Source organism: Microbacterium invictum, assembly GCF_014197265.1.
GTDB lineage: Bacteria > Actinomycetota > Actinomycetes > Actinomycetales > Microbacteriaceae > Microbacterium > Microbacterium invictum.
The window spans coordinates 2,164,552-2,178,819 of sequence record NZ_JACIFH010000001.1 but is presented as its reverse complement, the minus strand read 5'-3'; the positions used below and the strand labels follow the sequence as shown (position 1 = coordinate 2,178,819).

Below are 14,268 nucleotides of genomic sequence, written 5' to 3'. Positions count from 1 at the left end.
CGATGGCCGGCCGACCGGCATCCACGTACCGATTGCAGATCCGTCCAGGGTTCGATCTGGATGCCGCCGCTCACCTCGCCGGCTACCTGAGCGATCTCGGCGTCGGCTGGGCCTACCTGTCGCCGATCCTGCAGGCGGCGACCGGGTCGGAGCACGGCTACGACGTCGTCGACCCGACACGCGTGGATGCCGCGCGCGGCGGGCCCGAGGCGCTGGCGCGGTTCGCGGCCGCGGCCCGGCGAGCGGGCCTGGGTGTGCTGGTCGACATCGTGCCGAACCACGTCGGCGTAGCGGTCCCGATGGAGAACCCGTGGTGGTGGGACGTGCTCACCCGCGGTCGCGCGTCGCGGTGGGCGCGGACGTTCGACATCGACTGGGACTTCGGCGGCGGGGGGATCGGGATGCCGGTGCTCGGGATGCCGCTGGACGACGTCCTCGCCGCGCGCGAAGTGCGGGTGGTGCCGCCGGGGATCGATGCGGGGGTGGACGCCGCTGCGCCGTTCGGGCATGCCCGCTACTACGACCTCGTGCTGCCGCTCGCGGAGGGGACGGCGCCGGCCGCATCGACCGATGACCCGGCCGTCGTGCACGACGTGCTGGAACGTCAGCACTGGCGGCTCGCGTTCTGGCAGGACGAGGCGGCCGTGCTGAACTACCGCCGGTTCTTCACGATCACCACGCTCGCCGGCGTCCGGGTCGAAGACCCGGTCGTGTTAGCGGCGAGCCACGCCGAGGTCCTGCGCTGGTTCCGCGAGGGGCTCGTCGACGGGGTGCGGATCGACCACCCCGACGGGCTGGCCGACCCGGGCGGATACCTGGCGGAGCTCGAAGCGGCGGTGCCCGGCGATGCGCCGTATGTCGTGGTCGAGAAGATCCTCGAGCGCGGTGAAGAGCTGCCGGGGTGGTGGGCCACCGAGGGCACGACCGGGTACGACGCGCTCGCCGAGATCGATCGCGTGCTCGTCGACCCGGACGGCGCGGCGCGGCTGGACGAGCTCGACGCGGCGCTGCGGCGCGAGACCGGGCTGCCGGTCTTCCCCGGGTGGCAGAACCTCATCCACGAGACCAAGCGCGAGGTCGCCACCACGGCGCAGGCGGCGGAGGTCGCGCGACTCGTGCGGTGCCTGCCACCAGTTGTGCGCGACGGGCTGGGCGGTGGTGTCGCCGCTGACGCGCTGGCGGAGCTGCTGGCATCCTTCCCCGTCTACCGCTCGTATCTGCCCGCCGGGCACCAGCACATCGCCCACGCGGTGGCCGACGCCACCGCCCGGCGGCCCGATCTCGCCGATGCGCTGACCACGCTCGCGCGGCTGGTCGCCGACGGCGGGCTCGAGTTCTCCCGCCGGTTCATGCAGACGACCGGCCCGGTGATGGCGAAGGGCGTGGAGGATGCCGCGTTCTACCGATCGACACGACTCACGTCGCTGAACGAGGTCGGCGGCGACCCGTCCGAGTTCGCGCTCGACGTCGCCGGTCTGCACGCCGCGTTCTCACGACGGCAGTCCGCGTGGCCTGCGGCGATGACCGCGCTCACGACCCACGACACGAAGCGCAGCGAGGACGTCCGCGCCCGGCTGCACGTGCTCGCCGAGGTGCCGGGCCGGTGGGCCGACGTGCTCGGGCAGCTGCGCGAGATCGCCTCGACCGGGCACGGGCCCTTCGACAGCCTGCTCTGGCAGGCGATCGTCGGGGCGTGGCCGGCGGCGCCCGGGCGGCTGCACGCCTACGCGATCAAGGCCGCGCGCGAGGCGGGCGAGCGCACCGGGTGGGCAGCGCCCGACGCCGAGTTCGAAGAGTGCGTGCACGACGTGGTCGTCGCCGCGCACGGCCGGGCGGTGGCGATCGTGAACGGGTTCGCCGGCGACATCCGGGCGGCCGGCTGGTCGAACTCGCTCGCGGCGAAGCTGCTGCAGCTGACCGGTCCGGGCGTGCCCGACGTGTACCAGGGCAGCGAGCTGTGGGACTTCTCGCTCGTCGACCCCGACAACCGGCGTCCCGTGGACTTCGCGCGGCGGCGACGCCTGCTCGCCGACCTCGACGGCGGCACGCTGCCCCCGGTGGATGACACCGGCGCCGCGAAGCTGCTCGTCACCTCGCGCGCGCTGCGGCTGCGCCGCGACCGGCCGGGGCTGTTCACCCGGTACACCCCGATGACGGTCGTCGGTGAGGCTGCCGCCCACGCGGTGGCGTTCGACCGGGGCGGGGCGCTGACCGTGGCGACTCGCCTGCCGGTGGGCCTGGCGGCTCGCGGCGGCTGGGGTGACACCGTGCTGCTGCGACATGCCGGGCCGACGGTCGATGCGCTGACCGGCCGCACGTTCACCGGATCGGAGATCCCGCTGGCCGACCTGCTGTCCCTCTACCCCGTGGCGCTGCTGACCGAAGGAGTCCGATGATCGAGGTGTGGGCTCCCTATGCCACGCGCGTGCGGCTGCGCCGACCAGACCTGCCCGACGCCGACCTGACGGCGACGGGAGACGACGGATGGTGGCGATCACCCGTCGCGCTCGCCGACGGCGACGAGTACGGGTTCGTGCTCGGCGAGGCAGACCAGCTGCGCCCCGACCCCCGGTCGCGCCGTCAGCCTGCGGGTGTCCACGGCCCCTCCGCGCATGTCGATCCGGCATCCTTCGCCTGGACCGACGCGCAGTGGCACGGTCGCCCGCTCGCCGGGGGCCTCATCTACGAGCTCCACATCGGCACGTTCACCCCCGAGGGCACCCTCGACGCCGCCATCGGCAGGCTCGACCACCTCGTCGACCTCGGCGTCACACACGTCGAGCTGCTGCCGGTCAACGCCTTCAACGGCACCCACAACTGGGGCTATGACGGCGTCCTCTGGTACGCCGTGCACGAACCGTACGGCGGCCCGGCCGCCTACCGGCGTTTCGTCGATGCCGCCCATGGCCGTGGCCTCGCCGTCATCCAGGACGTCGTCTACAACCACCTCGGCCCGTCCGGCAACTACCTGCCCGAGTTCGGCCCCTACCTGCGCGACGGGCACCGCAACACCTGGGGTGACAGCGTGAACCTCGACGAGCGCGCCGTCCGCGACTACATCGTGGACAACGCGCTGATGTGGCTGGGCGACTTCCACGTCGACGGCCTGCGCCTCGACGCCGTCCACGCCCTGCACGAGTCCGGAGATCAGCCGCAGCACATCCTGGCCGAGCTCGCCGAACGCGTCGACGCGCTCAGCGCGCACCTCGGGCGCCCGCTCACCCTCATCGCCGAGAGCGACCTCAACGACCCGGTCATGATCCTGCCGCGCACCGCCGGCGGCTACGGCCTGACCGCGCAGTGGTCGGACGACTGGCACCACGCCGTCCACGTCGCGCTCACCGGCGAGACGGCCGGCTACTACGCCGACTTCGCCGAACTCGTGGCGCTGCCCAAGGTGTGGACCGGCGGGTTCTTCCACGATGGCACCCGCTCGTCCTTCCGGGGCCGCGACCACGGCATCCCTCTGCCGCCCGAGGTGCCCAGCTGGCAGCTGATCACCTTCGCCCAGGACCACGACCAGATCGGTAACCGCGCCGCCGGCGACCGGCTGAGCGCGACCCTGTCCTACGACCGTCTCGCGATCGCGGCCGTCCTCACCCTCACCGCTCCGGGCACGCCGATGCTCTTCATGGGCGAGGAATGGGGCGCATCCACCCCCTGGCAGTTCTTCACCTCGCATCCCGAGCCCGAGCTGGCCGCCGCGACCGCGAACGGCCGCAAGGCGGAGTTCGCGCGCATGGGATGGGATGGATCGCTCGTCCCCGACCCGAACGACCCGGCGACGTTCGAGCGATCGAAGCTGGACTGGGACGAAGTGGATGCCGGGGACCACGCGCGACTGCTCGACCTCCACCGCCGGCTCGCGGCGCTGCGCCGGGAACGCCCCGAGCTGACCGACCCGCGCCATGGGCAGCGGGGGGCGGCAGCCGCAGAGGCCCCCGGCGGGCGGCGCTTCGAACTCGACCGCGGCGCCGCGCGCGTGCTCGTGAATCTGTCGGCCGAGCCGTGGCACGTCGCAGCGCGCCCCGGCGAGGAGGTCTGGATCGCGACCGCCGAGCCCGGCCGGGTCGGCGGCACCTGGGTCATTCCGCCCGACGCGGCCCTGGTCACCGGCCCGCCCCGCTGAGCCGCCCGGGCGCCGAGGTGGCCACTCTTGCGCCGAGGTGGCCACTCCTACCGCGAGGTGGCCGCTCTTGCGCCCAGGTGGCCACTCTTACCGCGAGGTGGCCGCTCTTACCGCGAGGTGGCCGCTCTTACCGCGAGGTGGCCGCTCTTACCGCGAGGTGGCCGCTCCTACCGCGAGGTGGCCACTCTTGCCGCGAGGTGGCCGGCCACCTCGGCGTGGGAACGGCCATCTCGGCGTGGGAACGGCCATCTCGGCAAAGAGGGGGAACGGCCATCTCGGCGTGGGAACGGCCATCTCGGCAAAGAGGGGGAACGGCCACCTCGGCGGCGGGAGGCACCGCGTGTCGCACCCGCCGCGGCGTGTCAACCCCCTGCAAGCCCACCCGTCGCGCCGATACCGTCGGAGACCATGAGAGCTGAACCGCGCGACCTTGCCCGTCAGATCGTCGTCATCGCGGCGGTCGTGTTCATGATCATCGCCGCCATGGTGGGGGTGGGCCTGTTCGGCGGCACGAACGTCCGTGAGCTGCAGGGCGGTGCGCTCGACGCCGACTCCACCGTGCTCTCGCCCGGCCGTCAGGCGTTCAGCATCTGGAGCCTCATCTACGTGCTCATGATCGCCTACGCAGTGTGGCAGGCGCTCCCCGGCCAGCGCGCCCGTGAGCGTCAGCGCGCGGCCGGCTGGTGGATCGCCGTGACGGCCGTCCTCAACGGGTGCTGGCTGCTGGCCGCGCAGTTCTTGAACCTGCCGGCCACCGTCGTCGTGATCGTGCTGCTGGTGGCGGCGCTGTCCGTGACGATCCGCATCCTGGTGGTGCACCCTTCCGGGCGCTGGACCGACATCGTCTTCGCGGACGCCACCGTCGGCCTGCACCTGGGCTGGGTGTCACTGGCGACGGTCGCGAATGTGACGGCGTGGCTGGCCGCCGAGGTCGTGCCCGCGCAGTCCGAGGCGGCGTCCGACGCGTGGGGCATCGCCGTGCTCGTAGTTGTCGCCCTCCTCGGCGTCGCGATCGCGTGGGGCACCCGCGGCCGGCTCGCCCCCGGACTGGCGATGGCGTGGGGGCTCGTGTGGATCGGCGTCGCACGCACAACCGACGAACCCGACTCGACGCCTGTCGCCGTGACCGCATGGATCGCCGCGGCGATCGTGGTCGTCGTGCCGCTGGTGATGCGCATCACCGGCATCCACTCCACCGGGTTCAGAAGTTCCGCGCGAACGCCTGCAGAATCCGAGCAGGTTCGCTGAGGGATGCCGCGAGCACGCGCCCCGAGATCTGATCGAAGTGCCCCGCGTCGAAATAGCCGTCGTTGCGGTACACCGCCATGCGGTCGACGAACGCCTGCGCGGTCGGCTCGGGGTGGAACTGGGTGGCGTACAGCCGGTCGCCGATGCGGAACGCCTGCACGGGGCATGCCTCGTTGGTGGCCAGCAGTACAGCCCCGTCGGGCAGCCGGGCGGTGCCCTCCTTGTGCGCGGTCAGAGCGGAGAACGTGTGCGCCAGCCCGCCGAACACCGGGTCGCGGTCGGCTTCGGCCGTCAGCGTGATCGTGGTCGGCCCGGTGTTCTCGGGATACCCGCGGCTCACCTCGCCGCCGAGCGCCCGCGCGGCCACGCCGATACCGAAGCACGTGAACAGCGCCGCCGTCTCGGCGGCCGCCGCCGCCCGTGCGATGCGCGCGAGTGAGGCTTCCAGCCGCAGCTGATCGCCGGTCTTGGTCGACTCGGGGTCGGTCGCGTTGAACGGGCTGCCGCCCACGACGAAGCCGCGCCAGCGCTCGAAGGCGTCATCGGGCAGGTCGTCGTGGACGAGGTCCAGGCGCTCCATCTCGTCGGTGCCGACGCGTGCGCTGGTGCGGAACGACTCGTACTCGGCGGCTGCGGCATCTGGTTGCGGACGTGCGCAGACGTAGACGAGCGGGGCCATGCGCTGAGTCTACGTCGGGGTCCCGATTCCGGCGCGGGAGCCGGTGTCACATTCTCCGGAGAACGATGTATCAGGCCCCAGGTGGCAGTACTCCTTCAACTGTGGCCACAATGGGCGTTATGACAGAAGCCGACCCTGCGCCGCTCCGGGACGACCAGGGCGACGACGGGGGCGTCGGCGATGCCTCGATCTGGGTGCAGGCGGCCGACCACTTCGCGCGTTGGCGCGAGGGTGACACGCGCGCCATGGACGCCCTCGTGCGGCTGCTGACGCCGGTGCTCTGGCATGTCGTGCGCGCGTACGGACTCGAGCGGGGGCTCGCCGAGGACGTCGTCCAGACGACCTGGCTCACCCTGGTGCGCCGCCACGATTCGATCACCGAAGAGCGTGCGGTCGCCGGCTGGCTGACCACGTGCGCGCGCCGCGAGGCGTGGCGCGTCGCGCGCGCCCACCAGCGCGCCATCCCCGTCGAGCACGAGTCCCTCGAACCGCATCTGCCGACGGACGACTCCGCCGAATCGCGGGCCGAACTGGCCGACCGCGACCGGCGCCTGTGGGGGGCCGTCGGAACCCTCGACGAACGCTGCCGCCGGCTGCTGCGGGTGATCGCGTTCGAAGAACGTCCGGACTATGCCCGGATCGCGACGGACCTGGCCATGCCGGTCGGGTCGATCGGGCCGACCCGAGGGCGCTGCCTCGGCAAGCTGCGCACCGCGCTCGCCGCTGAAGGCTGGAAGGACGAGACTGATGATCGCTGAGAGTCCGGCATCGGACGCCGCACTGTTCCGTGCCCTGCGGCACACCTGGGAGACGGTCGATCCGCTGCCCGTCGACCTGGTCGACCGCATGGTCGCCGCCGTCGCCGCGGACGATCTCGCCCAGGAGTACGCCCTGCTGACGCTGGTCGAGGTGGATGCCGGTGCCGCCGTCCGCGGCGATGCCGACACGCTCACGCTGCAGTTCAGCGACGGCACCACGAACGTGCTGATCCATCTCACCGAGAGCGAGGCCGGGGGCCATCGCATCGACGGCTGGGTGGACGGACCGGCGACGTCGGTCGTGCTCATCCGCGAAGACGGCGAGCAGACGGTGGTCTGCGACGGTGGACGGTTCGCGTTCGAGGATGTCGCCAAGGGGCTCGTGCGGTTGCGTGTCGTGCTCGATGCGACGACGGATGCCGGTGCCGCCGGCGATCTGGTGACACCGCACTTCGAAGTGTGACGCCGACGCCCTGACGGGCGCGCGATGACGGACAGGCCGCACCGCGCGGCCGAAAGGGGAGAAGACGATGGCCGTAGTGGGTGGCGGGAAGGCGATGCCGCAGCCGGAGGGATGGTCGTGGAAGGACCGGGCACGTGGCTCGGTCACCACCGGGGTGGTGCTCGATCCCGATACCGATCCGCTCGGCCCGATGCGGGTGTTCCCGACGGCCTATGTGCCGAACCGGCTGCTCGTCTCGGGAGCGGGCGAGGACGGCACGCACAGCGCCGTGCGCCTGCACGACAACGTCGAGCGCATCAAGGAGGCGGCGCGGTCGTTCGGCTGGGGCATCGAACGTGAGCGGCTGAGCGGCGCCCGACTCGACCCCAAGGACGAGTCCGAGCTCGACCAGGACATCGTGCCCGGCGCCGCTCCCGTGCTGCGCGTCGAGCTGATCCCCGAGGACTCGGCGTCGACGGAGTCGCCGGCACTGCCCGACGCGTGGCGGGTCCTGCAGCGCATACGGCGCGAAGCGCTCGGATCCGACATCCGTGGTCTGCGCCGAGAAGATGTGGGCACCGCACTCCGCAAGGCCGGCGTCGACCGCATCGGGCTCGACCACATCGTGTCGATCGACCCGATCGGGGTGAACCCGTTCACGCAGACGAACCCCTTCACCCAGAGCAACCCGTATACGAAGTCCAACCCGTATACGAAGTCCAATCCCTACACGAAGTCGAACCCGGTCAGCGAGTACGGCCAGGCCGGGTGCGGCGGACGGCAGCCGGTGGCGTGGGTGGGGCCCGCGCCCCTGCGCACACCGCTGCGCAAGGGCGAGCGTCGTCCGGTGGTGGCGATCCTCGACACCGGTGCGGGTGTGCATGACTGGCTGCCCGACGACATCGTCGATCGTCACGTCGAACTCGACGGCCGGCCACTGGGGCTCACCGACGACGCCAACCCGGAGCTCTACCCCGACTTGTACGGTCCGCTCGACGGTGAGATCGATCCGGTGGCCGGGCACGGCACGTTCATCGCCGGCATCGTGCGTCAGGTGGCACCGGATGCCGATCTGCTCGCGATCCGGGTGGCCGATGGCCTCGGCATCGTCACCGAGTCCTCCCTGCTGCAGATTCTCGAGGACCTCGCGATCCTCGTCTTCCGCTACCGCTCGGGACGGGACGACGGCCGGGCCGTGGATGTGCTGAGTCTGTCGCTCAGCTACTACCACGAGACGCCCGAGGACGGCCTTTACAGCAAGCATCTGCACGACCTGCTCACGGCGCTGCGTGCGCTGGGCACCGTCGTGGTCGCTTCGGCCGGAAACGACGCCATCGACCGGCCCGCGTTCCCGGCTTCGCTGTGGGCATGGCCCGACTCCGGGAACGGCATCGAACCCGACGACTACGCGCGGCACCTGTCGGTCGGCGCACTCAATCCGAGTCGCCGCTCGACGGCGCTGTTCTCGAACGTCGGCCCGTGGGTGGGGACTTACGCGACCGGGGCGGGGATCGTCAGCACGATGCCCGACTTCCTGGGCGGCGTGCAGGCCACAGCCCGGCACGATGAATACGGCCTGCTGCGGCAGACGATCGACCCCGACGACTACCGCGGCGGGTTCGCGGTGTGGAGCGGCACCTCGTTCGCCGCGCCGCTGGTCGCCGGACGGGTCGCCGCGCGCCTGCGCCCGCACGTCGAAGAGGGCCGCGCGATCATCTCGAACGTCGACGAGGTCGACGCCGCGGTGACGGCGGCGGTGGCGGAGGAGGTGCTCCCGGCCGTCTGAGTCGACCAGTCCGCTGCAGCGGTCTCCGCGGCCACGAAGGCACCGCGGAGAACCGGTGAGCAGTGATGCGCCCATCGGGTCGCGCGGCACGGCATGCTGTATGGGTGACCCTATCGGCCGAGGAGCTCTACACTCGTGGCCTCGAGCACGTCAACGCCGGACGCTTCGGCGCCGCCCGGCGTGCGCTCACGTCCGGCGCTGCGCGGGCCGTCGACCCTGACCTCCGGGCGCGCATCGCGGGAACGCGGGCCTTCCTCGCCTCACACGACGGCGCACCCGACAGCGCCGAATCGCTGTGCCGCGACGCACTCGCACTCGACGGCATCTCCGCTCAGACGACGGCCATCCTCCAAGGCCAGCTGGGACTGATCGCACTGAACCGAGGCAATCCCTCCGGGGCGGTCAGCAGCCTCACCAGTGGCATCGACGCCATGCCCGAGTCCTCGGGTCGTCGGGCCCGCATGTACCTGAACCGCAGCGTCGCCCACATGCAGCTGGGCGAGCTCGCGGCCGCCCGCGGCGATCTCGACCGCGCGATCGCCGACTACGAGGAAGATGCCGACCCCGACTCCGCCGCGGTCGCCGAGCACAATCTCGGCTACATCCTGCTGCTCGAGGGCGACCTGGTCGGGGCACTCGGGCACATGGTCAGCGCGCGCAAGGTCATGGCCGGCGAGTCCGACGTCCACACCGCGATAGGCGACGTCGACCGTGCCGAGGTGCTGCGCGACGCCGGGCTCACCACCGAGGCCGAGCGCCTGCTGGAGGCGGCCATCCACGTCTTCGGCGCGCGGCGGATGCGGCAGGCCCAGGCCGAGTCCGAGCTCAACTTGGCCCGGTCCCTGCTGCGTCACGACCCTGCACGTGCCGCGAAGGTCGCTGCGGCGGCCGAACGGCGGTTCTCGCAGCTGGAAGGCGCGTTGTGGCGCGCACGCGCCGCCGGCATCCGGGCCCGGGCGCTGCTGGCGGGAGGGACAGTCGACCGCTCGGGTCGCGTGACCCCCGCCGCGCGACGCGTGCCCGACGCCGACACCGTCGGGGGCCTGGCCGCCGAGCTCGATGGCCACGGACTCTGGGGCGATGCGATGGCACTGCGCCTGACCCACATCCTGTGGCGGGTGCGCCACGGCCGCGACGATGGCACACCGCTCCCACGGCTGCGGCGATCTGCCCCGCTCGAGGTGCGTCTGCTGGCTTACGAGGTCCGCGCCGCACGTGCCGCGACCCCCACCCAGGCGCGCCGTGCCGCCGCCCGCGGCCTCGATGAACTCACCACGTGGTCGCATTCGTTCGGCAGTCTCGACCTGCAGACCTCTCTCGCGATGCACGGCAACGGCCTGCTCGGCGCGGGACTGGCCGCCGCGGTCGACACCGGCGATCCCGCCGCGATGTTCGAGTGGTCCGAGCGGGCGCGTCTGCTCAGCCAGCAGGTGGTGCCGCTGCGCCCACCGCCCGACCCCGAGCTCGCCCGGCGGCTCGCCGAGCTGCGCACGCTGCGCGCCGAACTGCCCGCCGACTCATGGCTCAGCGATCCGCGCGCTGCCGAGCTGGGCGAACTCGTGCGCGAGCGGCAGTGGGCGAGCGTCGCGGCGACCGACGCTCCCGACGGGGGAGACCGCGTCGACCTGTCCGGGCTGCAGCGGCTGCTCGACGCCGACACGGCCGCCCTGTCGTTCGTGTTCAGTCCGCACGGAATGCGATGCGTGGTCGCCGGCGCGGGGTGCGCCGAGGTGGTGGACCTGCCGGGCTGGTCCGAGGCGCACACGCTCCTGCCCGGGCTCCGCTCGGACCTCGACCTCTCGGCATCGGTGCGCTCCGGACCGATGGCCGACGTCATCCGCCGCTCGCTCGACGCCCGCCTCGCGTCGCTGTCGCGTCTCCTCCTCGAGCCGGTCACCGCTCGCACGGCCGCCCGGCGGCTGCTGATCACGACCCCCGGCGTCCTCGCCGGCGTGCCATGGAGCATGCTGCCGGATCTGCGGGGCCGAGTCACCACCCACGCTGTCTCGGCGTCGCGCTGGGCGCGCCGGCGCACACCTCTCACGCTCCGCACAGCAGGCTTCGCGGTCGGCCCGCGCGTAGCCCGCGGCATCGAGGAAGTCACGACCGCAGCATCCGCCTGGCAGAGGACCCAGCCGGAGATCCGGCACGGAGCCGACTCGACGATCGACGGCGTCACCGGCATGGTCGGCGCGGTCGATGTCCTGCACATCTCAGCCCACGGTCGCCACACCGCCGACAACCCGCTCTTCTCGGGTCTCGAACTGGCCGACGGCGTGCTGTTCGGCTACGACATCGATCGCATGCCGCGCGTGCCCACCACCGTCGTGCTGTCGGCGTGCGAGGTCGGCCGATCCGCGGTGCGGTGGGGTGAAGAGGCGATCGGCATGACACGGGCGTGGTTGCACGCCGGCGCGCGCTGCGTCATCGCCGCGCCCGTTGTCGTCGCCGACGACGATGCCTGCGAGCTGCTGGGGGCGATGCACGAAGGCCTTGCCGCGGGAACATCTCCCGCCGAGGCGCTCGCCGACGCGACCGAGCGCACCGGGATCGTCGCCCCGTTCCAGGTGCACGGCGCCGGATTCTGAGAAGTTCTTCATCTGGCATGTATCACCCTGCCCGGGGTGCGCTCTTGACACATAGAACGGCACTCCACTCGGAAGATCGGGTGGGAGGTCACGTTATTGGGGGTCGCCTGGCTGGGGCAGTGTGGCCGCTGTTCTACTGCGGACGGCCACCGGGGGGTGCAGGCCGGTCCGAAGGGGTCGGTGGATCGTGGGGACGCCACCGGCCCCGGTCCGGACCTCTGGGGAGGGGTCACGGTCCCGGGCTTCTGGGGAGGAGCCCGGGGACCGGCCGGACCGTGTCAGGCCGGCATCACGCCCGCGCCGTGGTCGTCAGGCCCGCGACGAGTTCGCCGTGCGTCCGCGCACGATGCCGATGAACGCCTCCACGTGTGCGTTCGACCGTGCGCTCGGCCACGCCAGCGCGACCGTCGACAGGGGACCATCGGTGAGCGGACGGTGCGCGACATCCTTGCGGTGATGCAGGCGGGCGAGCGACATGGGCACGATCACGACGCCGACACCCGCCGCAACCGTCGCCACGGCGTCCTCGGTCGTCTCGGGGGCGTCGAACTTCGGCGCCAGCGCCCCCGCAACGTCGGTGTGCAGCACGTCGTCGCGGGGGGTGATCACGATCTCGCCCGCGAGGTCTGCGAGCACGAGTTCATCGGCGGCCGTCAGATGGGAGTCCGCGGAACACACCACGACCGGCACCTCGTCGTACAGCACGATCGTGTGCAGCCCGTCCGGGTCGACGGGCAGGCGCACGAGAGCGGCATCCACCTCGTCGGCGATGAGGGCATCGGCCTGCTCGTGGCCGGCCAGGGGGATCAGCCGCAGCTCCACACCCGGCATCCGCTCATGCCACGTGTCGATCCACTTGCCCGGCGTCGCGCCGGCGATCGCCCCGAGGCGAAAGGGTCCGGCCGGCGGCGCGGGTGGCACCGGAGCGTTCTTCGTCCGGTGCGTGGATGCCGGTGCCTTCGCGTCGGACGTCTTCTTGGCGGCGGCGGATGCCGGTTTCTTTCCCTTGCCGGCGGTGCCGGGGGCCGGCTTCTTGGCTGCGCCAGGTGCCGACCTGCTCCCCGCGCCACGGCCGCCGTGCGCGTCGCGCGACTTTCCCTGCTTCGCTCGGCCCGCCATGGGTTCAGCGTAGCCGGGGTCGTCCGCGCGCTCCGGCCCCCGCCCGCGCGGTCACCGGCGCTCCGTGCATACTCACCGGCGCTCGGTTCGCGGTCACCGGCGCTCCGTGCATACTCACCGAGGCACCCTACGTGAGCGCGTTGCGCATCACTCGGGCGGGTCAGGCGGCCAGGCGCAGCCCGCGGCGGTCGGTCGCGATGCGCTCGCCCTCGGGAACACTCACATCGTCGCCGATGAGCGACCCGCCGGCGACCTTCGCGTGGGCGCCGATGTACGCGCGGACGCCGATCTTGGCCTTCGGTCCGATCGCGGCACCCGGGCCGATGTGGGCGTGAGGGGCGATCTCGGCGTTGGGTCCGATCACGGCATCCGGCTCGATCCAGACGCCGCGGCCGATGTGGGCTCCCGCGGCGACCTGTACGCCGGGTTCGACATACGCACCTTGCTCGACGAGCGCGGTGGCATGCACCTTGGCTCCGTGCGCGATCAGGCCGCGGCCATTGGCGTGCTTGCGGTAGCGCAGCACGTCGCCGTGGTCGTCTTCGATGTCGATGTAGTTCTTGCCCACTTTTCCTCCCTGAAACAGTGACAACGCGGCTTCCTCGTCATTCATTCCCCGGCATGGACGTGGCCCGGTGCGGGTCGTTCTGCGAAGATGGCGCGGTGTCTTCACCCGAGCCCGACCCCGAGCCCGAACCCGAGTCCGAGAGCGGATCCGAGGCGTCGTCATCACTCGTCTTCGAAGAGCGGGCGGCGCCGCACACGCTCGCCGATGATGTGCTCGGGATCCTGACCGGCACCTTCGCGGCATCCCTCGGCCTTCATCTGCTGAACGCCTCGGAGGCGGTCACCGGCGGCACGGCCGGACTCTCGCTGCTGCTCGGCTACGCGACCGGGTGGCCGTTCTGGGTGCTGTTCGCGGTGATCAACATCCCGTTCGCGGTGCTGGCGGTGTGGAAGAAGGGCTGGAACTTCACGATTCGCACGGTCATCTCGATCGCGCTGGTCTCGGGATTCTCGGTCCTGCACGAGCAGTACTTCGTGATCGCCGAGCTGCAGCCGCTGTACGGCACGCTGGCCGGCAACCTACTCGCCGGAATCGGCATGCTGATCCTGTTCCGGCACCGCTCGAGCGTGGGCGGCATCCACGTGGTGGGGCTCGTGATCCAGGAGCGCACAGGGTTCCGCGCCGGGTGGACGCTGATGATGTTCGACGTCGTGATCATCCTGCTCGCCCTGCTGGTCGTCCCGTGGCCGAACGTGCTGATGAGCGCCGCCGGCGCGGTGCTGCTGAACCTCGTGCTGGCACTCAACCACCGCCCGGGGCGCTACATCGGGCGCTGACGCGCGCGTGGGAGTTGCCCACCCCTGTCTGACACGCGTTTTACCGATCTGATCAGCACACACTTGGCGCGTACGCCGGGAACGTCCGCGTCATTCCAGGCCGGAGCGCCAACTGTGTCGGAGGTCTCGCGTCTCGGGACGCGGCATCCAGCGCGCTCGGTTACGGGGCCCCAGC

The 14,268-nt window shown here is 71.7% G+C and carries 11 protein-coding genes; 8 read left to right on the top strand and 3 right to left on the bottom strand.

What is annotated here, in order from left to right; all coding sequences use genetic code 11:
* Positions 1–2: 2 nt before the first annotated feature.
* From treY to BKA10_RS10120, 3 genes are all read left to right on the top strand, one after another.
* Positions 3–2,396 carry a malto-oligosyltrehalose synthase gene (gene treY / locus BKA10_RS10130; RefSeq protein ID WP_183499781.1) on the top strand — a complete coding sequence of 798 codons (2,394 nt, stop codon included), beginning with the start codon at positions 3–5 and terminating at the stop codon, positions 2,394–2,396.
* Positions 2,393–4,129: a malto-oligosyltrehalose trehalohydrolase gene (gene treZ / locus BKA10_RS10125; protein ID WP_183499780.1), complete on the top strand. Its 1,737-nt coding sequence runs from the start codon at positions 2,393–2,395 to the stop codon at positions 4,127–4,129. Before treY ends, treZ begins: the two co-directional genes overlap by 4 nt.
* A 408-nt stretch (positions 4,130–4,537) precedes the next feature.
* On the top strand, positions 4,538–5,377 hold the full coding sequence (locus BKA10_RS10120) for a TspO-related membrane protein (RefSeq protein WP_183499779.1): 840 nt from the start codon (positions 4,538–4,540) through the stop codon (positions 5,375–5,377).
* On the opposite strand, the gene BKA10_RS10115 is transcribed toward BKA10_RS10120, so the two are convergent.
* Positions 5,331–6,056 (bottom strand): glutamine amidotransferase-related protein, encoded by a 726-nt coding sequence (locus tag BKA10_RS10115; protein WP_183499778.1) that lies wholly within the window; start codon positions 6,054–6,056, stop codon positions 5,331–5,333. The two genes, BKA10_RS10120 and BKA10_RS10115, sit on opposite strands and share 47 nt — an antisense overlap.
* Before the next feature lie 119 nt (positions 6,057–6,175).
* Between BKA10_RS10115 and BKA10_RS10110 the strand changes: the two genes are divergently transcribed.
* The 4 genes from BKA10_RS10110 to BKA10_RS16920 all read left to right on the top strand — a co-directional run bounded on the left by BKA10_RS10110 (position 6,176) and on the right by BKA10_RS16920 (position 11,630).
* Positions 6,176–6,814, top strand: coding sequence for an RNA polymerase sigma factor (locus BKA10_RS10110; RefSeq protein ID WP_183499777.1), 639 nt, complete (start codon positions 6,176–6,178; stop codon positions 6,812–6,814).
* On the top strand, positions 6,804–7,277 hold the full coding sequence (locus BKA10_RS10105) for a hypothetical protein (protein WP_183499776.1): 474 nt from the start codon (positions 6,804–6,806) through the stop codon (positions 7,275–7,277). The genes BKA10_RS10110 and BKA10_RS10105 overlap by 11 nt, the downstream gene beginning before the upstream one ends.
* Before the next feature lie 67 nt (positions 7,278–7,344).
* Positions 7,345–9,042 carry a S8 family peptidase gene (locus BKA10_RS10100; RefSeq protein WP_241740241.1) on the top strand — a complete coding sequence of 566 codons (1,698 nt, stop codon included), beginning with the start codon at positions 7,345–7,347 and terminating at the stop codon, positions 9,040–9,042.
* A 104-nt stretch (positions 9,043–9,146) separates the two neighbouring features.
* The gene (locus BKA10_RS16920; protein ID WP_248199335.1) at positions 9,147–11,630 is read left to right on the top strand and encodes a CHAT domain-containing protein; all 2,484 of its coding nucleotides are present in this window, start codon (positions 9,147–9,149) and stop codon (positions 11,628–11,630) included.
* A 309-nt stretch (positions 11,631–11,939) separates the two neighbouring features.
* On the opposite strand, the gene BKA10_RS10090 is transcribed toward BKA10_RS16920, so the two are convergent.
* Together BKA10_RS10090 and BKA10_RS10085 are read right to left on the bottom strand one after the other, a co-directional pair.
* The gene (locus BKA10_RS10090) at positions 11,940–12,749 is read right to left on the bottom strand and encodes a LysR family substrate-binding domain-containing protein (protein WP_183499775.1); all 810 of its coding nucleotides are present in this window, start codon (positions 12,747–12,749) and stop codon (positions 11,940–11,942) included.
* Between the two features lie 160 nt (positions 12,750–12,909).
* Entirely contained in the window at positions 12,910–13,317 is a 408-nt protein-coding gene (locus BKA10_RS10085; protein WP_183501150.1) for a transferase, read from the bottom strand.
* A 95-nt stretch (positions 13,318–13,412) separates the two neighbouring features.
* On the opposite strand from BKA10_RS10085, the gene BKA10_RS10080 reads away from it, so the two are divergent.
* A complete protein-coding gene (locus BKA10_RS10080) occupies positions 13,413–14,093 on the top strand; it encodes a YitT family protein (RefSeq protein ID WP_248199337.1) in 681 nt (226 codons plus the stop codon).
* Positions 14,094–14,268: the final 175 nt, after the last annotated feature.

Bases quoted from the DNA above. Each gene is read 5' to 3' on its own strand.
- treY (WP_183499781.1), top strand. From the start codon at position 3: ATGGCCGGCCGACCGGCATCCACGTACCGATTGCAGATCCGTCCAGGG.
- treZ (WP_183499780.1), top strand. From the start codon at position 2,393: ATGATCGAGGTGTGGGCTCCCTATGCCACGCGCGTGCGGCTGCGCCGA.
- BKA10_RS10120 (WP_183499779.1), top strand. From the start codon at position 4,538: ATGAGAGCTGAACCGCGCGACCTTGCCCGTCAGATCGTCGTCATCGCG.
- BKA10_RS10115 (WP_183499778.1), bottom strand. From the start codon at position 6,056: ATGGCCCCGCTCGTCTACGTCTGCGCACGTCCGCAACCAGATGCCGCA.
- BKA10_RS10110 (WP_183499777.1), top strand. From the start codon at position 6,176: ATGACAGAAGCCGACCCTGCGCCGCTCCGGGACGACCAGGGCGACGAC.
- BKA10_RS10105 (WP_183499776.1), top strand. From the start codon at position 6,804: ATGATCGCTGAGAGTCCGGCATCGGACGCCGCACTGTTCCGTGCCCTG.
- BKA10_RS10100 (WP_241740241.1), top strand. From the start codon at position 7,345: ATGGCCGTAGTGGGTGGCGGGAAGGCGATGCCGCAGCCGGAGGGATGG.
- BKA10_RS10090 (WP_183499775.1), bottom strand. From the start codon at position 12,749: ATGGCGGGCCGAGCGAAGCAGGGAAAGTCGCGCGACGCGCACGGCGGC.